Here is a 25,225-nt window from a genome sequence, read left to right as displayed (position 1 = left end):
TACAGTTGGCGCCAGCTTACCCAGCGCACCGGCCAAACCCAAGCCCGGGCTTATGCCGGTGCATCAGGGCGGGCCATGCTCGTTGACCCGGGGGGCCGCCCTCCTACACTTATCGGCCACCACACGCAAAGGAATAGCCCTGATGAAAGCCTTGTTGTGCAAAGCCCTGGGCCCGGCGCGGGACCTGGTCCTGGAAGAGGTCGCCAGCCCCGTGCCGAAGAAGAACGAGATCCTCCTCGACGTGCACGCCGCCGGGGTCAACTTCCCCGATACCCTGATCATCGAGGGCAAGTACCAGTTCAAGCCACCGCTGCCGTTCTCGCCTGGGGCGGAAGCCGCCGGCGTGGTGGCCGCGGTTGGCGAGAAGGCCGGCGCGTTCAAGGTCGGCGACCGGGTCATGGCCCTGAGCGGCTGGGGCGCTTTCGCCGAGCAAGTGGCGGTGCCGTTCTACAACGTGCTGCCGATCCCGGCGGGCATGGACTTCACCACTGCCGCCGCGTTCGGCATGACCTACGGCACCTCGATGCACGCCCTGACCCAGCGCGGCCAGCTCAAGGCCGGCGAGACCCTGCTGGTGCTCGGCGCCTCCGGCGGCGTCGGCCTGGCGGCGGTGGAAATCGGCAAGGCCCTCGGGGCACGGGTGATTGCGGCGGCCAGCAGTGCCGAGAAGCTGGCGATCGCCAAGGCGGCCGGGGCCGACGAGCTGGTCGACTACAGCCAGGCCAGCCTCAAGGACGAGATCAAGCGCCTGACCGGCGGCCAGGGCGTGGATGTGATCTACGATCCGGTCGGTGGCGAGTTGTTCGACCAGGCTGTGCGTGGGCTGGCGTGGAACGGCCGGTTGCTGGTGGTGGGGTTCGCCAGCGGGACGATCCCGCAGTTGCCGGTGAACCTCGCGCTGCTCAAGGGCGCGGCGGTGGTCGGGGTGTTCTGGGGCGCCTTTGCCCAGCGCCAGCCGGAGGACAACGCCGCCAACTTCCGCCAGTTGTTCGCCTGGCATGCCGAGGGCAAGCTGAAACCGCTGGTGTCGCAGACCTACGCGCTGGCCGAGGGCGGCGCCGCGATCGAACGTCTGGCGCAACGCCAGGCAGCGGGCAAGCTGGTGGTAACGGTTCAGCGCTGACCTTTCGGCCCTGTCACTGGCTCACAGTGCCAGGGCCGACCCCGTAGTTCTTCTATTCATATTCCTAAACGGTAGTTCATAAACTTTTTCTAAACGAATAGGGTATATCGACCGGACCACCGGACCAGCAAATGTCTGTCGCCGTCAGCTGAGGCGACGCTTTCCACTTTGTGAGGTAAGGAATGGTCAGGATCACAATCACCCCAGTGGCCAACGCCAGGGCATTGAGTGCAGCCAAGGAGCGGTACTGATGTCCAGCCAGCCAACTACCCGATACCACAGCGATATCGACAGCTCGCCGCCGTTGCTGCCGGCCAAGGTGCTGCGCAACGACGAAGAGGCCCTGCAGGCCGCCCGCGAACTGGCCGAGGTGGCCCGCGAGCAAGCGGCCAGGCGTGACCAGCAACGCAAGCTGCCCTGGGCCGAGATCGAACGGTTCACCCGCAGCGGCCTGGGCAGCATCAGCGTGCCCAAGGCCTATGGTGGCCCCGAGGTGTCGTTCGTCACCATCGCCGAAGTGTTCCGCCTGATCAGCGCCGCCGACCCGGCGCTGGGGCAGATTCCGCAAAACCAGTTCGGCATCCTGCAACTGATTCGCCTGACCGCCACCGAGGCCCAGCAGGCAGCGATCTTCCGCGCCGTGCTCGACGGCTGGCGCATCGGCAATGCCGGGCCCGAGCGCGGCACCAAGGACACCCTGACACTCAAGGCGCGCATCACCCGCGAGGGCGATGGCTATCGCATCAGCGGCGAGAAGTTCTACTCCACCGGCGCCCTGTACGCCCACTGGGTGGCGGTAAAGGCCCTGGACGATGACGGCCGGCAACGCCTGGCCTTCGTCCGTCGCGGCAGCCCGGGGCTGCGCATCGTCGACGACTGGTCCGGCTTCGGCCAGCGCACCACCGCCAGCGGTACCGTGCTGCTCGACCAGGTGCCGGTGGACGCCGACCTGGTGGTGGACAACTGGCGCCTGGGTGAACAGCCCAGCATCCAGGGCGCCGCCTCGCAGCTGATCCAGGCGGCCATCGACGCCGGCATCGCCGAGGCGGCCATCGAGGACACGATCCGGTTCGTGCGGGAGAAGTCCCGGCCCTGGATCGAGGCCAAGGTCGAACGCAACAGCGACGATCCCTATGTGATCGCCGACATCGGCCGCTTGGAGCTCGAGCTGCACGCCGCCGAGGCCCTGCTGCGCAAGGCTGCCAGGGTGCTCGACGAAGTGAACGCCGGTGTGATCGATGCCGCCGCCGCGGCCCGTGCCTCGATCGCCGTGGCCGAGGCCAAGGTGCTCACCACCGAGATCGCCTTGCAGGCCAGCGAGAAGCTGTTCGAACTGGCCGGCAGCCGCGCCAGCCTGGCTGAGTTCAACCTCGACCGGCACTGGCGCAACGCAAGGGTGCACACCTTGCACGACCCGGTGCGCTGGAAGTACCACGCCGTCGGCGCCTACTACCTCAACGGCGCCTTGCCAGCCCGCCATTCCTGGATCTGATTCACGGCCCAGGGGCTGCGGTGCAGTCCTTTCGCCGGCAAGCCGGCTCCCACAAGGATTTCTGTGAAGTCTCACTGTAGGAGCCGGCTTGCCGGCGAAAGGGCCGCACAGCGGCCCCAAGTGCCCGGAGAGCACAATGACTGCATCCATCATCACCACCGACGCCCAGGCCCTGGACGTCGCCGACGAACTCGCCCAGCACCTGCGCCAGGACAGCGCCCTGCGCGACCGCGAACGCCGCCTGCCCCACGCCGAACTCGAGCGCTTCGTGCAGTCCGGCCTGTGGGGCATCAGCGTGCCCAAGGCCTTCGGCGGCGCTGGCGTGTCCAACGCCACCCTGGCCAAGGTCATCGCCCGCATCGCCCAGGCCGACGCCTCGCTCGGGCAGATCCCGCAGAACCACTTCTACGCCCTGGAAGTGCTGCGGGTAAATGGCACCCCCGAGCAACAGCGCCGCCTGTACGCCGAGGTCCTCGCCGGCCGGCGCTTCGGCAACGCCCTGGCCGAGCTCGGCACGAAGAATGCCCACGAACGCACCACCCGCCTGAGCCGCGACGGCGAGCATTACCGCATCGATGGCCGCAAGTTCTACTGCACCGGCGCGATCTACGCCCAGCGCATCCCGACCCTGGTGATCGACGAGCAGGGCGTATCGCACCTGGCCTTCGTGCCCGCCGACAGCCAAGGCATCGAGGTGATCGATGACTGGAGCGGCTTCGGCCAACGCACCACCGGCAGCGGCTCGGTGGTGTTCAACCAGGTCCCGGTGCGTGCCGAGGACGTGGTGCCGTTCCAGAGCGCCTTCGAGCGCCCAACCACGGTCGGCCCACTGGCGCAGATCCTCCATGCCGCGATCGACACCGGTATTGCCCGCGCCGCCTACGAGGACGCCCTGCATTTCGTGCGCACCCGCAGCCGACCCTGGATCGACTCCGGCCTCGACAAGGCCAGCGACGATCCGCTCACCCTGAAGAGCTTCGGTCACCTGGCAATCCGCCTGCACGCCACCGAGGCCCTGCTCGAGCGCGCGGGTGAAATCCTCGACACCGCCCAGGCCGACAGCAACGCCGAGACCCTGGCCGCCGCCTCGATTGCCGTCGCCGAGGCCCGGGCGATCAGCACCGAGATCTCCCTGGCCGCCGGCACCAGCCTGTTCGAGCTGGCCGGCAGCCAGGCCACCCTGGCCGAACACAACCTCGACCGCCACTGGCGCAACGCCCGGGTGCACACCCTGCACGACCCGGTGCGCTGGAAGTACCACGCCATCGGCAACTACTACCTCAACGACGAGAAACCGCCGCGCCGGGGGACCATCTGATGGCCAAGCAGATCCTGCTCAATGCCTTCAACATGAACTGCATCGGGCACATCAACCACGGTTTGTGGACCCACCCGCGGGACACTTCGACCCAGTACAAGACCCTCGACTACTGGACCGACCTGGCCCGCCTGCTGGAGCGGGGGCTGTTCGACGGGCTGTTCATCGCCGATATCGTCGGCACCTACGATGTCTATGGCCAGTCACTGGACGTGACGCTCAAGGAGTCGATCCAGCTACCGGTCAACGACCCGCTGCTGCTGGTCTCGGCCATGGCCGCCGTTACCAGGCACCTGGGCTTCGGCCTCACCGCCAACCTCACCTACGAGGCGCCGTACCTGTTCGCCCGGCGCCTCTCCACCCTCGACCACCTGAGCAATGGCCGGGTCGGCTGGAACATCGTCACCGGCTACCTCGACAGCGCCGCCCGGGCCATGGGCCTGGCGCAGCAACCCGAACACGACCGTCGCTATGACCAGGCCGACGAGTACCTGCAAGTGCTGTACAAGCTGCTCGAAGGCAGCTGGGCCGACGATGCCGTGGTCGCCGACCGCGCGCAGCGCGTGTATGCGCGGCCGGACAGGGTGCGTAAGGTCGAGCACCATGGCGAGTTCTACGACGTCGAGGGCTATCACCTGTGCGAACCCTCGCCACAGCGCACCCCTGTGCTGTTCCAGGCCGGTAGTTCGCCACGTGGCCTGGCCTTCGCCGGTAATCACGCCGAGTGCGTGTTCATCAGCGGCCAGGACCAGGCTGCCACCCGCGCCCAGGTCGACAAGGTGCGCGCCGCCGCCAAGGCCGCCGGGCGTGATCCGCAGGCGCTCAAGGTGTTCATGGGCATCACCGTGATCGTCGCGCCGAGCGAAGCCCAGGCCCAGGCCAAGCACGCCGAGTACCTACGCTACGCCAGTGCAGAGGCCGGCGTGGCCCACTTCGCCAGCTCCACCGGCATCGACTTCGCGCGCTACGCCCTGGACGAACCCATTGGCTTTGCCAAGGGCAACGCCATTCAATCGGCCACCCGCCAGCTGCAGGAAAGCGCCTGGACCCGCCGCCGCCTGCTCGAGCAGCACGCCCTGGGCGGGCGCTACGTGACCTTGGTGGGCGCCCCCGAACAGGTCGCCGAACAGCTGATCAGCTGGATCGACGCAACCGGCCTGGACGGCTTCAACCTGACCCGTACCGTCACCCCGGAAAGCTACGAGGACTTCATCGAACTGGTGGTGCCCGAGCTGCAACGCCGGGGCCGCTACAAGACCGCCTACCGCGACGGCACCCTGCGCCAGAAACTGTTCGCCGGCGCCCCGGCCCAGCTGCCTGCCGACCACCCCGGCGCCGCCTACCGCCACCCGACCCCTGCCCCGACTGGAGCCTTGCACCATGCTTGAAAAACTGTTCCGGCCCGTCGTGGCCATCGCCCTGGGCCTCGGCCTGTCCGCCGCCGCCTTCGCTGCGCAGCCACTGAAGATCGGCACCACCGCCGCCTTCGCCATCCCGTTGGAAGCGGCGGTGGCAGAAGCCCACAAACAAGGCCTGGAAGTGAAGCTGATCGAGTTCAGCGACTGGATCGCGCCGAATGTCAGCCTCAACAGCGGCGACATCGACGTGAACTACTTCCAGCACATCCCCTTCCTGGAAAACGCCAAGGCCGCCGCTGGCTTCAACCTGGTCCCCTATGCACCGGGGATCATAAACAACGTCGGGCTGTACTCGAAAAAGTACAAAAGCTTTGCCGAGCTGCCCGAAGGCGCCAGCGTGGCCATCGCCAACGACCCGATCAACAGCGGCCGTGGCCTGCAACTGCTGGCCAAGGCCGGCCTGATCACCCTCAAACAGGGCGTGGGCTACAAGGCCACCGAGGACGACATCATCGCCAACCCGAAGAAGATCAAAATTCTCCAGGTAGAAGCGGTGCAGCTGGTGCGCGCCTATGACGACGCCGACCTGGTGCAGGGCTACCCGGCCTATATCCGCCTGGCCAACACCTTTGACGCTACATCGGCGCTGCTGTTCGACGGCCTGGAGAACAAGGAGTACGTGATCCAGTTCGTTATCCGCCCACAGGAGAAAAACGACCCGCGCCTGGCCAAGTTCGTCGATATCTACCAACACTCGCCAGCCGTGCGCGCCGCCCTGGACAAAGCCCATGGCAAGCTCTACCAAGCCGGTTGGGAAGGCTGACATGGCCCAGGCCAGCGCCCTGAGGGCGCCCATCCCGCCCGCCGAACCGCTCAAGGCCGAAGAAACGGCCCTGCGCCCGGAAGTGAACCAGGCGCACATCCGCTTCATCGGCCTGGGCAAGACCTATCCGGGCCAGGTCCAGCCGGCGTTGCAGGGCATCGACCTGAACATCCGCCGCGGCGAGATCTTCGGCATCATCGGCCGCAGCGGCGCCGGCAAGTCTTCGCTGCTGCGCACCATCAACCGCCTGGAACAGCCCAGCCAGGGCCGGGTGCTGATCGACCAGGTGGACATCGCGCCGTTCGACGAGGATCGTCTGGTAGCCCTGCGCCGGCGCATCGGCATGATCTTCCAGCACTTCAACCTGATGTCGGCCAAGACCGTGTGGCAGAACGTCGAGCTGCCGCTGAAGGTGGCCGGCGTGGCCAAGGCCGAACGCCAGCGCAAGGTACGCGAGCTGCTGGAGCTTGTCGGCCTGGCGGAAAAGCACCATTTCTACCCCGCGCAACTGTCGGGCGGGCAGAAGCAGCGCGTCGGCATCGCCCGGGCGCTGGTGCATGACCCCGAGATCCTGCTGTGCGACGAAGCCACCTCCGCGTTGGACCCGGAAACCACGGCCTCGATTCTCGAGCTGCTGCGCGACATCAACCAACGCCTGGGCCTGACCGTAGTGCTGATCACCCATGAAATGGCGGTGATCCGCGATATCTGCCAGCGCGTGGTGGTGCTCGAGCGGGGCGAGATCGTCGAACAGGGCGAGGTCTGGCAAGTGTTCGGCACACCGCGCCACGACGTCACCCGCACCCTGCTCGCACCGCTGCAGACCAAATTGCCGGCCGCCTTGCAGGCCAGCCTGCGTGCCCAGCCGGTCAGCCGCGACGCGGCTGTGGTGCTCAAGCTCGACCTTGTGGGCGAGCCGGAGCTCAGCGCCCTGTTCAGCGATCTGGGCGGGCGCGTGCGGCTGCTCCAGGGCGGCGTCGAGACCATCGGCGAGCATGCCTTGGGGCAACTGATCCTGGCCGTGCGCGGCTCGCCGCTGGACACCCACCAGTTGCTCGAACGCGCCCGCCGCTGGGCCGTGGATGTGGAGGTACTTGGCCATGTGGATTGATCGCCTGCTGCAAGGCTTGCTCGACACCCTGCTGATGGTCGGCGTGTCCTCGCTGGTCGCGCTAGTCGTCGGGGTACCGATGGCAGTGCTGCTGGTCACCAGCGACAAGGGCGGGATCTTCGAGGCCGCCGCGCTGAACCGGGTGCTGGGCGCCATCGTCAACCTGTTCCGCTCGATCCCGTTCCTGATCCTGATGGTCGCGCTGATTCCCTTCACCCGCCTGGTGGTCGGCACCACCTATGGCGTGTGGGCCGCGGTGGTGCCGCTGACCATCGCCGCCACGCCGTTCTTCGCGCGAATCGCCGAGGTCAGCCTGCGCGAAGTCGACCACGGCCTGATCGAAGCGGCCCAGGCCATGGGCTGCCGGCGTTGGCACATCGTCTGGCACGTGCTGCTGCCCGAGGCGCTGCCGGGGATCGTTGGCGGCTTCACCATCACCCTGGTGACGCTGATCAATTCCTCGGCCATGGCCGGGGCGATCGGTGCCGGGGGTTTGGGCGATATTGCCTACCGCTACGGCTACCAGCGCTTCGACAGCCAGATCATGCTGACCGTGATCGTGATGCTGGTGGCGCTGGTGGCGGTGATCCAGCTGGGTGGCGACCGTCTGGCCAAAGGCTTGAACAAGCGTTGATGTGTTACGGATGTAGGAGCGGCTGCACATGACCAAGCGATCTCAGCCCCAGTGCAGCTGTTGAGCCGGCACCGGCCTGCCAAACCAGTACCCCTGCCCCAGCTGGCACTGCTGCTCCAGCAGGAAGCGCGCCTGCTCGGCCTGCTCGATGCCTTCGGCGTGCACCTGCATGCCCATGCTCCGGGCCAGGGCGATAATCACCCGAACGATGGCGATATCGTCATCGTCGAACGGCAGCCCGGCAACGAAACCCTGATCGATCTTGAGCTTCTGCACCGGCAGGCGTTTGAGCCGCAGCAACGACGAGTAGCCCGTGCCGAAATCGTCAATGGCCAGGCTCAAGCCCAGCTCGCGCAGGCGGTGCAACTGCTCCAGCGCCACCTCAGGGTCTTCCATCACTGCGCTTTCGGTCACCTCCAGCTCCAGCAACGCCGGGTCCAGGCCACTGTCGTGCAGCACATCGGCCACTTGCCGGTACAGGTCGCGCTGGCTGAACAGGCGGCTGGAGATGTTCACCGCGACGAATGACAGCTGCCGCCCCTCGGTCTGCCACTGCACCATCTGCCGGCAGGCCTGGCGTAGCACCCAGGCGTCGATCTCGGCGATCAGCCCGGTGCGCTCGGCGATGGGGATGAACTCCCCGGGCGGCACCAGGCCACGCTGAGGGTGTTGCCAGCGCACCAAGGCCTCGACCCCGACCATGCGCGCGGTGAACAGGTCGTGCACCGGCTGGAAGAACACCCGCAGCTCTTGCTGCTCCAGCGCCCGACGCAGTTCGCCGGCCGTCTCGACCCGCTGCTGGGCGTGGGCGGTGAGCTCCTCGGTGTACAACGCATAGCAGGCGCGGCCGTTGCTCTTGGCCTTGAACAGCGCCGAGTCGGCATTGCGCAGCAATTGCTCGCCACCCAGCGCATCGCTGGGGAACAGGCTGATGCCGATGCTGACACTGATGAACAGGCGGTTGCCCTCGAAACAGAAGGGTTCCTTCAAACGCTCGATGATGGTCTGCGCCAGCTTGCCGGCCTGGCCGACCTGCTGGCAATTCTCGGCCAGCACGCCGAACTCGTCGCCGCCCAGGCGCGCCAGCGTCACGCCGTTGCCCAGCACCTCGCGCAGGCGCTCGCCCACCAGCTTGAGCAACTGGTCGCCAATGGTATGGCCGAGGCCGTCGTTGATGCTCTGGAAATGGTCGAGGTCGAGCAGCAGCAGCGCGCAGCCGCGCTTGTTGGCCTGCGCCGCGGCCAGGGCCTGCTCTACCCGGTCATTGAACAACAGCCGATTGGGCAGGCCGGTCAGTGGGTCATGGTGGGCGAGGTAGGCCAATTCTTCCTCGCTATGCTTGATCGCGCTGATGTCGCTGAACACCGCCACGTAATGGCTGAGTGCGCCGCTGTCGTCGCGAATGGCGCAGATCGTCTGCCATTGCGGGTAGATTTCGCCGCTCTTGCGGCGGTTCCAGATCTCCCCGCTCCACTCGCCCTTGTCGGCCAGGGTGGCGTAGATCTGCTGGTAGAACGGCGCGCCATGGCGGCCAGACTTGAACTTGCTCGGGCGCTGGCCGATGACCTCGTCCTGTTGGTAACCGGTGATGCGCATGAAGGCCCGGTTGACGTGCACGATCAGGCCATTGCGGTCGGTTACCAGTACCCCTTCCAGGGTGCTGTCGAACACCGCCGCGGCCATGCGCAAGCGCTCGCGGTCCTCGCTGCGCAGGCGTGCGCCGATGCCGATGAAGTTCAGCAGCCGGGCGCGCGAGACAAAAATCAGCAAGGCGCTGAGCAACACCCAGACCACCACGTTGATCTGCCGCCCCACGGTGAGCGCCAGCGGGTCCTCGGTCATGCTATGCAACACCAGTTCCGAGAGCACCAGCCAGAGGATCGAAAGCACCACATAGAGCCCGGCCATGCGCAAGGCGTCGCGAACGGAAACAGACATGTCGGGTGGATGAGCCCATGAAAAATGAAGGGGCATTATAAGGGCTGAAACACCCTGTGACCTCCTATCAAAAAGGGCGACTGGTTTTATTTCCCCGCCAAGGGATAATGCCAGCGCTGTTCCCCCTGTTTTCCGAGGGTCTTTCCCGTTATGTGGTACTACGGTTTACTCGACTTGTCGGCCTGGCAACTGGTCGCCGTCACCTTGCTGCTGACCCATGTCACCATCGTCAGCGTCACCATCTACCTGCACCGCTACTCGGCCCACCGCGCCCTGGAGCTGAACGCGGGCCTCAAGCATTTCTTCCGCTTCTGGCTGTGGCTGACCACGGCGCAGAACACCCGCGAGTGGACCGCCATCCACCGCAAGCATCACGCCAAGTGCGAAACCCCGGACGACCCGCACAGCCCGGTGCACAAGGGCTTGGCCACGGTGCTGCGCAAGGGCGCCGAGCTGTACCGTGCCGAGGCGCGCAACGAGGAAACCCTGCGCATCTATGGCAAGAACTGCCCGGACGACTGGATCGAGCGCAACCTTTACAGTCGCTACAAGCTTGGCGGCATCGCCCTGATGGCGGTAATCGACCTGCTGCTGTTCGGCACCATCGGCATCACCATCTGGGCCATCCAGATGATGTGGATACCCTTCTGGGCCGCCGGCGTGGTCAACGGCCTGGGCCACGCGGTCGGCTACCGCAACTTCGAGTGCCGCGACGCCGCCACCAACCTGGTGCCCTGGGGCATCATCATTGGCGGCGAGGAGCTGCACAACAACCACCACACCTACCCCAACTCGGCCAAGCTTTCGGTACGCCGCTGGGAATTCGACATGGGCTGGATGTGGATCCGCCTGCTGAGCCTGCTGCGCCTGGCCAAGGTGCAGCGCGTCGCGCCCATCGCCCACCGGGTCGAAGGCAAGGCCTCGCTGGACATGGACACCGCCATGGCCATCCTCAACAACCGCTTCCAGATCATGGCCCAGTACCGCAAGCTGGTGATCGGCCCGTTGGTCAAGCAGGAGCTGGACAAGGTCGACGCCTCGGTGCGCCACCGCTTCCGCCGCGCCAAGCGCCTGCTGTCGCGGGAAACCAGCCTGCTGCAGGACCGCCACCATGTGCGCATCGAATCGATGCTGGCCCACAGCCAGGCACTGAAGACCATCTATGAAAAGCGCCTGGCGCTGCAGCAGATCTGGGCGCGCACCAGCGCCAACGGCCACGACATGCTCGCGGCCATGAAGGACTGGGTACACGAGGCCGAGGCCAGCGGTATCCAATCGCTGCGTGACTTCGCCGAGCAGCTCAAGACCTACTCGCTGCGCCCCAGCGGCGCCTGACCGCCGTTGATCGGCATGCCCCGCAACGGGGCATGCCCACCGGAACTTCCCCCCTAGAAACCGACTCAAATTCGGCATATCGCCCGCGTGGCGGGCCGGTCCGTGGCCGCACGCCCATCGTCGAGAACCGTTCCGTGCTCATGGCCAAAGACCTCCCTCCCACGCATGCGGGCCACGCCCGCCCCGAAGCCGCCCAGACCCTGCTCGCCTTGCTGCATGCCCAAGGCGAGGTGGCGCGCCTGAGCGAGCGCGAGCAGCTGTACAGCTCGCTGCTGGACAGCGTCAATGCCGTACTCTGGGCCTTCGACTGGGAAACCCGCCAGGTGCTCTATGTCAGCCCCGCCTACGAGCGCATTTTCGGCCGCCCCGCCAGCCTGGTGCTGGCCGATTACAACGAGTGGCGCGACGCCATTTACCCGGATGACCTGGAGTACGCCGAGCGCAGTCTGGCCCAGGTGTTGGTCAAAGGCACCGTCGAGGACCGCGAGTACCGCATCCTCAACGCCGCCGGCGAGGTGCGCTGGCTCAGCGACAAGTGCTACATCAACCAGCAGCGCGAAGGCGACCAGCGGGTGATCATCGTCGGCATCGCCGAGGACATCACCGAAAAGAAGCAGCTCGAAGGTGAGTTGCAACGCTTGGCCACTACCGACGTGCTCACCCAGAGCAGCAACCGCAGGCATTTCTTCGAGTGCGCCCAGCAGGCCTTCGACAGCGCCCGCGAGGACGGCACGCCGATGGCCTTTCTGCTGCTGGACATCGACGACTTCAAGCACATCAACGACAGCTATGGTCATCAGGAAGGCGACCAGGTGTTGCAGCGCATCGCCGACAGCGGCAAGGCCGTGCTACGGCGTGGCGATCAGTTCGGGCGCATAGGGGGAGAGGAATTCGCCGCCGTGTTCCCCGGCTGCACCGCGCAGGTGGCCGAACAGATTGCCGAGCGGCTGCAGCGGGAAATACAGCGGTTGAGTTTCAGCCATGGAGAGCACACCTACGGGGTTACTGTAAGCCAAGGGCTGACCGGGCTGCAGGATGAGGATGAAACGCTCGACAACCTGTTCGCCCGGGCGGATGCGGCCATGTACCGTGCCAAGCGCCAGGGCAAGAACCAGATTGTGAAAGGCTGAAGCGGGTCACTTCGCGGCGGCGGCACTCCATTCATAATCGATCGGCCCGCTACGTGGCCCAGCCAGTATCCCCTCAGGCTCTTTCTCCAGGCCTTCCTTGAAGCCAACTTCGAGAAAATGTCGTTGCTGATCGGTGATTTCACCCGCCAGAGCAATAGCCTGGGCTGTGTAGCGCTTGATCAGTGCAGCTCTCTTGGAATCTTTCGAATAGCTCACAGGCACCTCCGAGATATGGAAAGTACGTTGCGGGCTCATTGCCGCAACGGATATCACGAGACTTCCGCCCAGATCGCGAGCGAAGCCAAGCGACTGGTACAGGGGCTCGCCCCCCGGGTCCGGCTGTTGAACCTCAATTCGCGAGTACTTGAGCATCCTTGCGTACTCTGCAACCGCCAACACCGACAGTGACGCCACCAGCCCCCTCAATGGGTTCTCCGGGCCCGGCTTGCCCTCCAGCAGGATGATCTTGATGCAGCGCCTGCTTCGCCGGGGGCTGGCATAGCAGAGCCCACAGAGCTCTCGCGCAGACCACAACGACAGGTCGAAGCCTTTGAGGTCGAAGTCCGTCCATCGCGGCACCTCCTCCCAAGGAAAGTGGTGGGTCTGCTCGCCCCAGCCCTGAAGAGCCTCGAAAGCCCTGTGACCAATAGGTTCGAAACATACCTTGTCGACGTCAAGCCCAGGCCTGGGCACAGGTTGGCTCTCGCAGAATGCTTCCTGGGCCAGCTTTCGCGCTTGCGATCGAAAGACCTGATAGCGCAGACCACGGTGTCTGTACGTACTCATCTTCAGCCGAAACCTTCCTGCCATTCCGTTGGTGGAGTGGAGGGAAAGCTACGCCTGAAGAACTTCTCTGGATACGAACTACCGTCCGCAATACCTGTAGGAATGCTCCCAAGCCTGATGCAATCCCGGCGGCGCGCTGATCAAGCCTGTGGCTCCTCATCTTCGGCCGGGCCTGCATCAGTAGCCGGCGCAATAACCGGGGCAACCTCCGGCTCGCTCGCAGCAGCTTCCGCCACCAGACGCTCAGCCTCCTCCCGCGCCAGCGCCTCCGGATCCACCTTGCGCAGCCGCGACAACTCCGGCAATCCCAGCTTGAGCAACCGCGCCGTCTTGCTGCTGGCGATCTTCTCCAGCCCCTCGCTGGGCCTGAGTCGCGACAGTTGTCCGGCCAGGTTCATCGCCAGGATTTCGCGGGAGTAGACACCGCCGCCCAACTGATACACCGCGGCGATCAGCTCGCGTAGGTCGAGCGGCAAGCGCCAGCGGGTGCGCAGGGCCGAGCCGAACGGGGCGCCGAACTCGTTGAGCGACAGCTCCACCTGGTCCTCGTCCAGCTCGCCACCGGCCAGTCGCCACTCCTGCAAGGTGCGCAGTACCGCCAGGTCGCCCAGGCAATGCAACAAACCCGCGCAGTAGCAGCGCCCTTCGTCCACTTCGAGCATGCGCGCCAGGGTGCGGGCATATTCGGCGGTGTGCAGCGACAGGTTCCAGTAATGCGCGGCATGCCGGGCCAGCAGCGGGTCGCTCAGACGCGCGCTGCGCTTGAGGGTCAGCCCGAGGATGAGGTTCATGCTCTGGGTGCTGCCGAGCTTGTTCAACGCCTGCAGCAAGGTCTGTACCGGCGCTTCGCGGTGCAGGGCGGCGCTGTTGGCGGCGGCGATCAGCACACCGGTGATCTGCGGGTCGTTGCGTAGCTCTTCCTCGAGCACCTTGAGGTTCAGCCCCTGGGGGTTGAGCGCGCGCTTGACCGCCACCTGCACGTCGGCGAACAGCGGGCCGCCGTCGGCCGTGGCGCGACGCTGCTCGAGGTAGGCCGGCAATTGCACGCCGGGCTGCAGCGGCGGCACTGGGCAGGCAATCTGCTCGCCCACTGCCAGCAGCAGGTTTTCCAGGCGCTTGCGCAGGTTGTCCAGGTCGAGCGGCTTGCTGAGGTACGCCGTGGGCTGCAGCGGCACGGCCTCGCGCACGCTGGCGCTGTCGGTGCGGTCGCTCATGAGGATAAATGGCAATCCAGGCCTGTCGCCCTTGGCGCGCACCTTGCGCAGCAGGTCTAGGCCATCGAGGCCGGCGAGTTCGCGGGCGGCGATGATCAGGTCAGGCTTGCTCGCCAGCGCGCTCAGCGCCTGCGAGCCATCGGCGCAAACCTGCAAGCGCGCATCGCAGCGCACGCTGAGCAGCATTTCGCTGAGCATGTCGCGTACCCAGGGGTCGCCCTCGGCAATCAGCACGCAAGGGGGTAGGGGGTCGGCAGCGCTCATGAGCGAGTCTCCAGAAAATGACGCGCGATCCATCGCAGCTTCCACGGATTCCTCGTACAACCTTAGCGCCTGATGACTACGAAGGGCACAAAAAAACCCGCCGAGGCGGGTTTTTTCTGCAGCGTGTCACATGTTTCAGGCCAGTTCGGCGAAGCACTCTTCGATGATGGCCAGGCCTTTGTCCAGCAGCGCATCTTCGGCGGTCAACGGCACCAGGATCCGCAGGACGTTGCCGTAAGTGCCACAGGACAGCAGGATCAGGCCCTTGTCACGTGCCTTGGCGACCACCTGAGCGACGGCGGCGGCGTTCGGGGTATGGGTACCTTTCTCGAAGACTTCCACGGCGATCATCGAGCCCAGGCCACGGACATCGCCAATGATCGGGTGCTTCTTCTGGATTTCACGCAGGCCGGCGGTCAGACGCTCGCCAACGGCCTTGCTGCGATCCAGCAGCTTCTCTTCCTCGAACACTTCGATCACCGCCAGGGCTGCGGCGCAAGCGATCGGCGAACCGGCGTAGGTGCCGCCCAGGCCACCGGGGGCGATGGCGTCCATGTACTCGGCCTTGCCGCACACACCGGCCAGCGGGAAGCCACCGGCGATGGACTTGGCGAAGGTGGTCAGGTCAGGCGCGACGCCCATCTGCTCCATGGCGAAGAAGGTGCCGGTCCGGCCAGCGCCGGTCTGCACTTCGTCGGCGATCAGCAGGATGCCGTGCTGGTCGCACAGGGCGCGCAGGCGCTGCATCAGTTCTTTCGGCGCAGGCAGGAAGCCACCTTCGCCTTGCACCGGCTCGAGGATGATCGCGGCGATGTCACGCGGCTCGGCGTCGTTCTTGAAGATACGCTCGACCGAGGCGATGGCGTCGTCGACGCTGACACCGTGCAGTTCGCTCGGGAACAGGGCGCGGAAGATGCCGCCTGGCATCAGGCCCATGCCGGCGGAGTACGGCACGACCTTGCCGGTCAGGCCCAGGGTCATCATGGTGCGGCCGTGGTAGCCGCCGGTGAAGGCGATCACGCCGGCACGGCCAGTGGCGGCACGGGCGATCTTCACGGCGTTCTCGACGGCTTCGGAGCCGGTGGTGACCAGCAGGGTCTTCTTGTCGAAGTTGCCTGGTACCAGCTTGTTGATCTTTTCGCACAGTTCGACATAAGGCTCGTAGGCCAGCACCTGGAAGCAGGTGTGGCTGACCTTGGTCAGCTGCTCTTGCACCGCGGCAACCACTTTCGGGTGCAGGTGGCCGGTGTTCAGTACGGCGATGCCACCGGCGAAGTCGATCAGTTCGCGGCCTTCAACGTCGAGCACCGTCGAGTTCTTCGCGGTATCGACGAAGATCGGGTGAATCTGGCCAACGCCACGTGGGACGGCGGCGACACGACGTTGCATCAAGGATTCGTTGGTCTTGCTCATAGTGCCCTCAATTGCGCCCATTCCAGGCGCTTTTATTCGGGGGTGGCTGGACGCATGCGCGCACAGTATTCGTTGATCGACTGCCACGAATGCCCTGGCCACCGGGTACCGCTATGTCAAAAAGGCCAGCGAGGCGTCGCTCTCGCGCCCCGCTGGCAGAGGTAAAACCGTTTACCCGGCGATCAGACGCTGATGCACAGGTATTTGATCTCGAGGTAGTCCTCGATACCGTACTTGGAACCTTCGCGGCCCAGGCCCGAGGCCTTGATACCACCGAACGGCGCGACTTCGTTGGAGATCAGGCCGGTGTTGATACCGACCATGCCGTATTCCAGGGCCTCGGCGACGCGGAACACGCGGCTCATGTCACGGGCGTAGAAGTACGAGGCCAGGCCGAATTCGGTGTCGTTGGACATGGCGATGACTTCGGCCTCGTCCTTGAAGCGGAACAGCGGCGCCAGTGGGCCGAAGGTCTCTTCTTTAGCCACCGCAGCGGTTTTCGGCACGTCGACCAGGATGGTCGGCTCGAAGAAGTTGCCTTCGATGAGCTTGCCGCCGGACAGTACCTTGGCGCCCTTGGATACCGCGTCCTCGATGTGCTCCTGGACCTTGGCGACAGCCTTGCCGTCGATCAGCGGGCCAGTGGTGGTGCCTTCTTCCAGACCGTTGCCGATCTTCAGCTTGGCCACGGCGGCCTTGAGCTTCTCGGCGAAGGCGTCGTAGACACCGTCCTGCACGTAGATACGGTTGGCGCAGACGCAGGTCTGGCCGTTGTTGCGGTACTTGGAGATGATCGCGCCCTCGACCGCCTTGTCCAGGTCGGCGTCGTCGAACACGATGAACGGCGCGTTGCCGCCCAGCTCCAGGGAAACTTTCTTGATGTCCTTGGCGCACTCTTCCATCAACTGGCGACCGATTTCGGTCGAGCCGGTGAACGACAGCTTGCGTACCAGTGAGTTGCCGGTCAGCTCGGAGCCGACTTCGCCGGCGCTGCCGGTGATGACGCTCAGCACGCCAGCCGGGATACCGGCACGGGTGGCCAGCTCGACCAGGGCCAGGGCGGAGTACGGGGTCTGCGAAGCGGGCTTGAGCACCATGGTGCAACCGGCGGCCAGGGCCGGGCCGGCTTTACGGGTGATCATCGCGGCCGGGAAGTTCCACGGGGTGATGGCGGCGGTGACACCGATCGGCTGCTTGATGACGATCAGGCGCTTGTCCGGCTGGTGGCCAGGGATGACGTCGCCATAGACGCGCTTGGCTTCCTCGGCGAACCACTCGATGAACGAGGCGGCGTAGGCGATCTCACCCTTGGCCTCGGCCAGTGGCTTGCCCTGCTCGGTGGTCATCAGGCGAGCCAGGTCGTCCTGGTGCTCGATCATCAGCTCGAACCAGCGGCGCAGCTTGCCGGCACGCTCCTTGGCAGTCAGTGCGCGCCAGGCCGGCAGCGCCTTGTCGGCGGCCTCGATGGCGCGGCGGGTCTCGGCGGCGCCCATCTTCGGCACGCTGCCGATCACTTCACCGGTGGCCGGGTTGGTCACCTTGATGGTCTGACCGCTGTCCGCATCCAGCCACTCACCATTGATGAAGGCTTGCTGGCGGAACAACTGAGCGTCTTTGAGCTGCATGTCGGCTTCCCTTAACTGCGAATTTTGATTGTTGAAAAGGCGCCCGCATACAAGGGCGGCCGTCAGGAATTCGTGCACCAGGGTGTTCGACGCCTGGGTGCCGAGCGTTTGAAATCTCAAACGGAATGCTAAGCGGGCGCTGGGGGGTTGGACAATAGGCTGTTCGAAAAAAAGAACGAGTGGTCGAGATTCAGATCAGTGGAAATGCATCGCGGGGCACCTCGCACCGGTGCGCCGATGCGAGGTGCCCCGCGATAGGGCCTTGGCAGGTTAGTCCATCAGAACGCCTTGTCGAGTTCGATCACCAGCGCCCGGTAGCCCACGCTGCCAGGCTGACGACTGTGCACTTTCAGCTCCACGGCCACCTCCTGGGTGCCGCGACGCACTTCATTGAGCACGCTGGTCGTCAGCTTCTGGGGCGTGAGGAAGTTCACCGACGCCGAATAGATGAACTGGGTATCGGTATCGGCCCGATACGCCACCACCGAGGTGATCGGGCTGTACCATTCGTCACCGCGTTCCTTGCCGTACTGCCACACCTGCTCGACCGTGCCCTTGGCCTCGTCGATCTTGTACTCCACCGCCCGGCTGTAGTTGTCCGCCAACTTGGTAGGGCCGAAGTCCCGGCCCCAGCCGTTGTCGAACACGGTCAGCGTGCCGCGTCCGGTCAGCCAGGCAGTGTGCTGGGTCCAGGACCACTCGAAGCCCTCGCCCACGGGTTTGAGCACCTTTTCCTGCAGGCGCGCCGGCCAGCCCTGGGGCGCGGCAAGAATCCACTTCACCTGCTTGTCGCGACCGATCTTTACCACGCCCTGGTGACGAGCTGAAACGATGATGCTGTCGTCATCGGCGTCGTAGTCGATGGCATTGACGTGGGCCCAGTTGCGTCCGGTACCGACGCCGGGCGTGTCGCCGAACGGCAGGTCGCCTTCGGCCAGCTCGTTGGCCAGGCGCTCGTCCTGTTTCTGCACACCGTCCGGCAGCTGGATCGCGGCCTTGCCCAGGGTTTCCAGCAACTCGCCGCGGTACGGGTCGAGGATCTGGTTCAGGTCCCAGAAGTCCAGTACGTCGCCGGCCTCGTTGACCTCGATGATATGGTCGCGGATCGAGCGCACGCGCTTGCCATCCGGGCGGCGGTAGTCGCTGGTGCCGACCCGCAACAGGTAGGTGCCGTTGGGCGTCTCGCGAATCTCGTGGGAGAAGTCGGCGAACTTGTCCGGCAGGTTGCGCTGCCAGATACGCCGGCCAAGCAGGTCGTACTTGGAGTAGGTCTGGCCCTGGCCCCAGATCAGCTTGCCGTCACGGGTCTGGTGGAAGCCCATGGTCCCGCCCAGGCCGTCGCGGTGGTTGGAATCGTGGATCTGCTCGATATCGAGGTACCAGCGCACATCGCCGTTGCTGTCGGCGATCCAGTTGTTGCCCACCGAGTCCCACTCGGCGGCGCCACCCAGGCCGTTCCACTTGAAGGCACGCCCGCCGGGGATCTCGGCCAGCAGGTGGTTGAACAGGTACAGCCGCCGCTCGAAGCCAGGCGCGACCTTGACCGGTTCGACCTCGGGCAGCGCCGCCGTCTGCTTCGCCACCACCGGCAGGCGCACTGCCGGGGCGTAGATTTCGTAACGCTCGCGGATGCGTTCGCCATCGAGCTTGTAGCTCACCTCGATCTCATTGACATGGTCGGGGTACAGGCCGAACACCGGAATGCCGCCGTAGGTCCACAGCGAGCGGTCGGACACGTCGTAGACAATATCGATACCGCGCTCGCCGCGCCCCAGCACCCGCACATGGGCGGCGCTCAGGGTGCGCCCGCCATCACGGATGATCGCGGTCAACGGCGCCAGGCGGTACGGGTTGACCACCACGTCGCCGAGCAGGGCTTGGTCGCGGTCGGGCACCTTGGCGGTGAGGCAGGCGCCCTCGGGCAAGTCATGCGGTTGGGTCTTGGCATTCATGGCAAAGCTCCTTGTGCTCAGAAGTCGTAACGGGCGGTGGCGCCCAGGGTGCGCGGAGTACCCAGCACCCCGGCGTAACCGCCGTTGGCGGAGTTCCACAGGCTGGTGAAGTAGGTCTTGTCGCCGGCGTTTTTCACCCACAGCGACAGGTCGAGCACGCCGTCGCCCTGGTCCAGGCGCACGCCGGTGGACAGGTTGACGATGGCGTAGCTGGGGATCTGCCCGTAATCGGAGTCGTCGATGGTGCCCACGGCCTTGGAACGGAAGGCGTAACTGGCGGTGACATAGGGCTCGATACGCTCGGTCAGCTGCCACTTGTACTGGCCGTTGAGGTTGGCGATGTACTTGGAGGCACCCACCACCTGGTGACCTGACAGGTCGCAGGTGGCGGCGGCATTGGCCAGGCTGATTTCCGGCGGGCACGGCGCGTCGTCGTACTCGGTGTAGCGCACGTCGTTCCACGAACCGTTGAAGTTCAGGGTCAGCCCGCGCAACGGCGCTGCCGTGGCCTCGAACTCCAGGCCGCGGGAGCGCACGCTGCCGGCGTTGGCCAGATACTGCACGCGGTTGACCTGGTCGTAGACGTTGGCCTGGTAGCCGTGGACCTCGGTCCAGAACAGGTTGCTGTTCAGTTGCAGGCGGTTGTCGAACCAGCTGCTCTTGATGCCGAGTTCGGCGTTGTTGGCGCGCTCGGTGCCCACCAGCAACGAATCGGTGCCCAGCCGTGGCGCGGCGCCGACGGTCAGGTTGACGCCACCGGACTTCTCGCCGTGGGACAAGCTGGCATAACCGAGCAGGTCATCGCTGAAGCGGTAGCTCAGGCTGAGCAGCCCGGATGGCGCGAAGCTGTACTGGTTGAGGTCGCCCGAATCGTAGGCGCCCACCCGGCCCTGGCGAGCCGCGGCCGCCGCACCGGTAACGGCCGCGCCGCCGGACGGTGCGTCGCGGGTCACCCAGGCGCTTTTCTCTTCATAGGTGCCGCGCACCCCGGCGGTGAAATCCAGGCGCTCGGTAAGGTGCCAGGTGCCCTGGGCGAACAACGCGTAGCTGTCGGTATCGATATGGCCGTTGCCGATTGTGGTGACGTTGGCCAGGGCGCCAGCCGGGGTCAGGTTCCAGATGTCGGCCTGCGGTCCGTTGTAGGTAAACGATTTGTTGTCCAGGTCCTGCTTGAAGTAGTAGGCCCCGAGTACATAGTCGAAGAAGCCGCCGGTGGGCGAAGCCAGGCGGATTTCCTGGGAGTACTGCTTGTCACGGACTGAAACCCCGGCGCTGTGGAACACCGGCACGTTGAGGCCATCGTCGTTGCGCGGCGTGAAGTCCCACCAGCGGTAGGCGGTGATCGAGGTGAGAGTGAAGTCGTTGGGCAGGGTCCAGTTGGCTTCCACCGAAGTACCGCCCTGGAACACCTTGACCATCTGGTCGGCGTCGAAGTTGACCTTGCGATCCTTGCCCGACACCAGGGTGGCGCCGGCCTGGGCGGCCAGGCTCTCGTAACGGTTCACGCCGTTGATGGTCGGCCCGGTGCTGTACAGGCTGAGGATGCCGTTGTCGGAGTTTTCTTCGTTGTATTCGCCGATCCAGCGCAGATTGAAGGTTTCGCTGGGCTTGAACAGCAACTGGGTGCGGAAGCCCTGGCGCTTGCCACCGTTGAGATCGTGGCCGTTGTAGACGTTCTTCACATAGCCGTCGTCCTCGGTGTGATAAGCGCTGATGCGCCCGGCGAGGGTGTCGGTCAAAGGGCCGGAGAAACTGCCCTGGGTCTGCCAGTAGCCATCCTCGCCCAGCGATGACTGCACGCTGCCCTCCTGGTGGAAGGTTGGCTTGCGCGTGGTGATGTTGAGCACCCCGGCAGTGGTGTTCTTGCCGAACAACGTCCCCTGCGGGCCGCGCAGCACTTCCAACTGTTCGACATCGAGCAGGTCGAACACCGCCATGCCCGGGCGGCCGAGGTAGACGTTGTCGAGGTAGATCCCGACGCTGCCTTCCAGGCCATCGCTGGCGGGGTTGTTGCCCAGGCCGCGGATGGAGATGCTCGACTGGCGGGCGTGCACATAGGCGACGTTGGTGCTCGGCACCAGTTGCTGCAAATCCTGCACGCGGTAGATGCGCTGGGTCTCGAGGGTTTCGCTGCCCAGCACGCTGATCGGCGTGGGCACGCTCTGCGCGGTCTCTTCGCGTCGCCGGGCATTGACGGTGACCGTGCCGAGCTGGGCTTCCTGCGTCACGGCTGGGGCGGCGTTGGGCTCATCGGCAAAGCTGCTGCCGGAAGCGGCCAGCAGCACTCCAGCCGCCAGGGGTTGCAGGGCGAACAACGAGGCGCGCGCGGGCCAACGGGAAAGTCGGGACATGCAGATGCTCCTTGAGGCAAGGGCCCAGGCGAGCATTTCCGTTGGCGGAACCGAATCGCGGTCAGGCTGGCTTATATTCTTTTAAGAGATATAAATATTTGTAATTCATATTTTGTGGAATAAGAGACTCCCTTTATAAGGTTCCCAACCCTTCCCAGCAATTGCATTCCACCGAAAGTTTCCATGTAGAAAATGCATATCGACCTGCGCCAGCTCCGCCACTTCATCGCCCTTGTCGAGCACCGCAGCTTCGTCGCCGCGGCGGCTGCGGTGAACCTTTCGCAATCGGCTTTCAGCCGCAGCATCCAGACGCTGGAGCACAACGTCGGCTGCCGCCTGGTCGACCGCGCCAGCAAGGAACTGGCGCCGACCCGCCAGGGCCTGCTGGTGCTGGAGCATTCGCGGCGCCTGGTGCATGGGGCGCACAATCTGGTCAACGAGATCAACCAGTTCAACGGCGCCACCACCGGCGTGGTGCGCTTTGGCTCGGGGCCGGCGCCCGCCGGTGGGCTGGTGCCGCGGGCGGTTGCACGCTTCGTCGCCGAGTACCCGGCAGCGCGCACCTGCTTCCAGGTGGACAATTGGCAGGCCTTGAACCGCCGGCTGATCGCCGAGGAGATCGAGTTCTTCGTCGCCGACACCCGCCAGTTCGAAGCCGACCCGGATTACCAGGTGCACAAGCTCACGCCACAACGCTGGCATTTCTGTTGCCGCGCCGGGCATCCGCTGACCGAGCGTGGCGAAGTACGGGCGCAGGACCTGTTCGACTATCCGCTGGCGACCACCTTCCGCCCGCCGAACATCCGCAAGATCCTCAGCGACCTCAGTGGGCGCCAGGACTTCCTGCCCAGCGTGGAATGCGAGCATGGCTATGCGCTGCTCAATGTGGTGCTGCACTCGGACACCATCGGCATTGCCTGCGGCGCAAACCTGCGGCCGTATGAAGGGCTGGTGGCGCTCAAGTTGGCGGACCTAGCGGCGGAACAGGAGGAGGCGTTCTACACCCGCTATGGGGTGGTGAGCCGGGTGGGGTATGGCTTGTCGGCGCTGGCGCAGGGATTGGTGAGGCAGTTGCTGACCTGTGACGCCGAGTTGTAGCGAACAGGGGCCGCTTTGCGGCCCCAGCGATCTCAGCCCTTGCGCGTGGTCCGGCTCACTTGCCCATCCACCCCCACCGGCACCTCGCCAGCCAGGGTAACGCGGCGCACGATGCGCGGCTGCGCACCGTAGTCATCCACCGCATAGTGCTGCGTTGCGCGGTTGTCCCAGATCGCCACGTCCCCGGCCTGCCAGCGCCAGCGCACGGTGTTTTCCAGGCGTGTCACATGCCCCTGCAGTACCGCGAACAGATGCTGCGAGTCGGCCAGCGAATAGCCCTTGATGCGTTTGACGAAATGCCCCAGTTGCAGCACGCGCTCGCCACTGACCGGATGCACGCGCACCACCGGGTGCTCGGTCTCGTACACCGTCGAAGTGAACACCTTGCGGTAGCGCTCCAGCTTGGCCGGATCGACATCCGGTTTCACGCTGGCGTAGTCGTACTCGTTGCTGTGCACCGCCCACAGCTGGTCGGCCAGGGTACGCAGCGGTTCGGGCAGCTCCTGGTAGGCCGCGGCGGTGTTGGCCCACACCGTGTCGCCACCGGAGGCCGGGGCCACCACGCTGCGCAGGATCGAAGCCTTGGGGTAGGCATCGACGAAGGTCACGTCGGTGTGCCAGGAGTTGGCCCGCTGCCCCTCGGCGCCATCGAGCTGGAGCAGGTAGCTGGTGCCGTCGACCACGGGCACCGTGGGGTGGGCGATGGGGTCGCCGAGCCGCTGGGCGAAGGCTTCCTGGCCGACGTCGTCCAGATGCTCCTGGCCTCGGAAGAAGATCACCTTGTACTGCACCAGCGCCGCCTGGATGGCATCGACGGTTGCCGGGTCGAGGTCGGCGGACAGCTTGATGCCGCGAATCTCGGCGCCAATGCGCCCGGCAACGGGGTGGATGTCGAGTTCGAGGGGTTGCGGCGCGGTGGCCAGTGCAGCGTTGCTCATGGTCGTGCTCCTCAGGGTTGTTGTCGGGTCAGCGGGCGGCCTGGACGGCTTGGTCCTGTTGCAGGGCGTGATCGATGAAGCGTGGCTCGACCCAGTCGGCCACCTGGAAGCCGCGGCGGATCAGGCGCTCCTTGGCGGCCAGGTCGACGCCCTGTTGCAGCAGGGCGACGAAGCCAGCGTCCAGGCGTGGATCGAAGTACTCGGCAAGGTTTTCCTCGGCCAGGTCGTCGCGCAGGATCGACTTCGGCCAGTTGGCGGTATTGGCCACGAGGTCCACATAGGCCTCGCGGTTACGCTCGTCGCGCAGCCACTTCGCCGCCTGTTCCTGGGCATTGACCAGGCGCTGCACCAGGTCGGGGTGCTGGCGAATGAACGCGCCGGTGCCCAGCAGCACCGCCTGAGTACTGCCGGCCCCTTGCAGGTTGCGTGAGTTGACCGGCAACTCGACCAAGCCCCGCTCGCGCAGCGACAGCAGGTTGGACAGGCCCCAGGTGGCGTCGATCTGCTTGGCGGCCAGGGCGGCATTGGCGGCGTTGAAGTCGAGGTTGATCACTTTCAGTTCACGCTCGGACAGCCCCTGGCTGGCCAGGGCACTGGCAAACGACAGCTGGTTGGCGGTGCCGCGGAACACTGCCACGCGCTTGCCCTTGAGATCCTGCAGGCTGTGGATGCCCGAGCCCGGGACTACGCCGAGGTAGCTCTTCACACCGCGCACCCCTGCCGACAGCACGCGGGTGTCGAGGCCGCTGGCCTTGCCGATGATCGCGGCCAGGTCGCCCAGGTAGGCGAAGTCTGCCTGGCCGTTGGCCAGGGCCTCGTTGACCACGGGGCCTGCGCCCTTGAAGAAGCGCCAGTCGATGCGGATGCCGTCCTTGGCAAACTCTTTCTCCAGCAGTTGCTGGTCGCGCAGCACATCCACCACGCCGCCGGCGCTGGGCTTGCTGCCGGCGCTGAGGTCGGGCACGGCGATACGGATCACATCCGGCTGGGCGGCATGCGCTGCCACGGGCACGGCACTCAACAAGGCGGCGAGCAACGGGCTGAGCAGGTGGCGGAAGGTGGTTTTCATGGCAAGGCTCCTTGGCAGGCTGCCACCGGCGATGGCCGGCGCTATGGGCCAGAAGCTAGGCAGGTCCGGTTAGAACCTACAAAGATCAAAACTTCATTTTTTAGTAACCAGAAGACATAACCCAGGCGCCATGCGGGCCTGCGACGAGCTTGCAGGAAACGCATGGAAAATATGAGGAAAACGCAACGGGACGGGGCTTTCGCATGCACCGGCCGCATGCTCTTATCTCTTGAATGCAATTTATGTGAATTTT

The 25,225-nt window shown here is 65.3% G+C and carries 19 protein-coding genes; 10 read left to right on the top strand and 9 right to left on the bottom strand.

Features of this window, described 5'->3' with window-relative positions; genetic code table 11:
• Nucleotides 1–142 precede the first annotated feature (142 nt).
• The 7 genes from ACODS5_RS01465 to ACODS5_RS01435 all read left to right on the top strand — a co-directional run bounded on the left by ACODS5_RS01465 (nt 143) and on the right by ACODS5_RS01435 (nt 7,859).
• Nucleotides 143–1,123 (top strand): NADPH:quinone oxidoreductase family protein, encoded by a 981-nt coding sequence (locus ACODS5_RS01465; protein WP_489107741.1) that lies wholly within the window; start codon nt 143–145, stop codon nt 1,121–1,123.
• Nucleotides 1,124–1,373: 250 nt separating this feature from the next.
• Nucleotides 1,374–2,615 carry an SfnB family sulfur acquisition oxidoreductase gene (locus ACODS5_RS01460; RefSeq protein WP_489107740.1) on the top strand — a complete coding sequence of 414 codons (1,242 nt, stop codon included), beginning with the start codon at nt 1,374–1,376 and terminating at the stop codon, nt 2,613–2,615.
• Nucleotides 2,616–2,751: 136 nt separating this feature from the next.
• Complete coding sequence (locus ACODS5_RS01455) at nt 2,752–3,933, top strand: SfnB family sulfur acquisition oxidoreductase (RefSeq protein WP_489107739.1); 1,182 nt, start codon at nt 2,752–2,754, stop codon at nt 3,931–3,933.
• Entirely contained in the window at nt 3,933–5,321 is a 1,389-nt protein-coding gene (locus ACODS5_RS01450) for an LLM class flavin-dependent oxidoreductase (RefSeq protein ID WP_134688949.1), read from the top strand. Before ACODS5_RS01455 ends, ACODS5_RS01450 begins: the two co-directional genes overlap by 1 nt.
• Nucleotides 5,314–6,114 (top strand): MetQ/NlpA family ABC transporter substrate-binding protein, encoded by an 801-nt coding sequence (locus ACODS5_RS01445; protein ID WP_134688950.1) that lies wholly within the window; start codon nt 5,314–5,316, stop codon nt 6,112–6,114. The genes ACODS5_RS01450 and ACODS5_RS01445 overlap by 8 nt, the downstream gene beginning before the upstream one ends.
• Before the next feature lies 1 nt (nt 6,115).
• The gene (locus ACODS5_RS01440; RefSeq protein ID WP_489107842.1) at nt 6,116–7,225 is read left to right on the top strand and encodes a methionine ABC transporter ATP-binding protein; all 1,110 of its coding nucleotides are present in this window, start codon (nt 6,116–6,118) and stop codon (nt 7,223–7,225) included.
• Nucleotides 7,215–7,859, top strand: a complete 645-nt coding sequence (locus tag ACODS5_RS01435) for a methionine ABC transporter permease (protein ID WP_023632119.1) — start codon at nt 7,215–7,217, stop codon at nt 7,857–7,859. The genes ACODS5_RS01440 and ACODS5_RS01435 overlap by 11 nt, the downstream gene beginning before the upstream one ends.
• A gap of 42 nt (nt 7,860–7,901) precedes the next feature.
• On the opposite strand, the gene dibA is transcribed toward ACODS5_RS01435, so the two are convergent.
• Entirely contained in the window at nt 7,902–9,797 is a 1,896-nt protein-coding gene (gene dibA, locus ACODS5_RS01430; protein ID WP_134688951.1) for a phosphodiesterase DibA, read from the bottom strand.
• Nucleotides 9,798–9,947: 150 nt separating this feature from the next.
• Between dibA and desA the strand changes: the two genes are divergently transcribed.
• Both desA and ACODS5_RS01420 read left to right on the top strand, forming a co-directional pair.
• Entirely contained in the window at nt 9,948–11,132 is a 1,185-nt protein-coding gene (gene desA / locus ACODS5_RS01425) for a delta-9 fatty acid desaturase DesA (RefSeq protein ID WP_489107738.1), read from the top strand.
• A gap of 140 nt (nt 11,133–11,272) precedes the next feature.
• Entirely contained in the window at nt 11,273–12,262 is a 990-nt protein-coding gene (locus ACODS5_RS01420; RefSeq protein WP_134688953.1) for a GGDEF domain-containing protein, read from the top strand.
• A gap of 6 nt (nt 12,263–12,268) precedes the next feature.
• Here ACODS5_RS01420 and ACODS5_RS01415 read toward each other — a convergent pair whose 3' ends face one another.
• The 6 genes from ACODS5_RS01415 to ACODS5_RS01390 form a co-directional block, all read right to left on the bottom strand.
• A complete protein-coding gene (locus tag ACODS5_RS01415) occupies nt 12,269–13,048 on the bottom strand; it encodes a hypothetical protein (protein WP_489107737.1) in 780 nt (259 codons plus the stop codon).
• Between the two features lie 140 nt (nt 13,049–13,188).
• Nucleotides 13,189–14,526: a response regulator gene (locus tag ACODS5_RS01410; RefSeq protein ID WP_256660207.1), complete on the bottom strand. Its 1,338-nt coding sequence runs from the start codon at nt 14,524–14,526 to the stop codon at nt 13,189–13,191.
• A 135-nt stretch (nt 14,527–14,661) separates the two neighbouring features.
• On the bottom strand, nt 14,662–15,939 hold the full coding sequence (gene gabT / locus ACODS5_RS01405) for a 4-aminobutyrate--2-oxoglutarate transaminase (RefSeq protein WP_134688954.1): 1,278 nt from the start codon (nt 15,937–15,939) through the stop codon (nt 14,662–14,664).
• 182 nt (nt 15,940–16,121) lie between these two features.
• Complete coding sequence (gene gabD, locus ACODS5_RS01400) at nt 16,122–17,564, bottom strand: NADP-dependent succinate-semialdehyde dehydrogenase (RefSeq protein ID WP_023632033.1); 1,443 nt, start codon at nt 17,562–17,564, stop codon at nt 16,122–16,124.
• Nucleotides 17,565–17,842: 278 nt separating this feature from the next.
• A complete protein-coding gene (locus tag ACODS5_RS01395) occupies nt 17,843–19,516 on the bottom strand; it encodes an aryl-sulfate sulfotransferase (protein WP_489107736.1) in 1,674 nt (557 codons plus the stop codon).
• A gap of 17 nt (nt 19,517–19,533) precedes the next feature.
• Complete coding sequence (locus ACODS5_RS01390; protein ID WP_489107735.1) at nt 19,534–21,867, bottom strand: TonB-dependent receptor; 2,334 nt, start codon at nt 21,865–21,867, stop codon at nt 19,534–19,536.
• Nucleotides 21,868–22,059: 192 nt separating this feature from the next.
• Between ACODS5_RS01390 and ACODS5_RS01385 the strand changes: the two genes are divergently transcribed.
• Nucleotides 22,060–22,965 carry a LysR family transcriptional regulator gene (locus ACODS5_RS01385; RefSeq protein WP_489107734.1) on the top strand — a complete coding sequence of 302 codons (906 nt, stop codon included), beginning with the start codon at nt 22,060–22,062 and terminating at the stop codon, nt 22,963–22,965.
• Between the two features lie 32 nt (nt 22,966–22,997).
• On the opposite strand, the gene ACODS5_RS01380 is transcribed toward ACODS5_RS01385, so the two are convergent.
• Nucleotides 22,998–23,903, bottom strand: coding sequence for a TauD/TfdA dioxygenase family protein (locus ACODS5_RS01380; protein ID WP_489107733.1), 906 nt, complete (start codon nt 23,901–23,903; stop codon nt 22,998–23,000).
• Between the two features lie 28 nt (nt 23,904–23,931).
• Nucleotides 23,932–24,972 (bottom strand): ABC transporter substrate-binding protein, encoded by a 1,041-nt coding sequence (locus ACODS5_RS01375; RefSeq protein ID WP_134688959.1) that lies wholly within the window; start codon nt 24,970–24,972, stop codon nt 23,932–23,934.
• Nucleotides 24,973–25,225 lie beyond the last annotated feature (253 nt).

The sequence above is a fragment of the Pseudomonas sp. FG47 genome, from assembly GCF_057809115.1.
The sequence above is the reverse complement of the archived record's forward strand: the minus strand, read 5'-3'. Positions and strand labels throughout refer to the sequence as shown.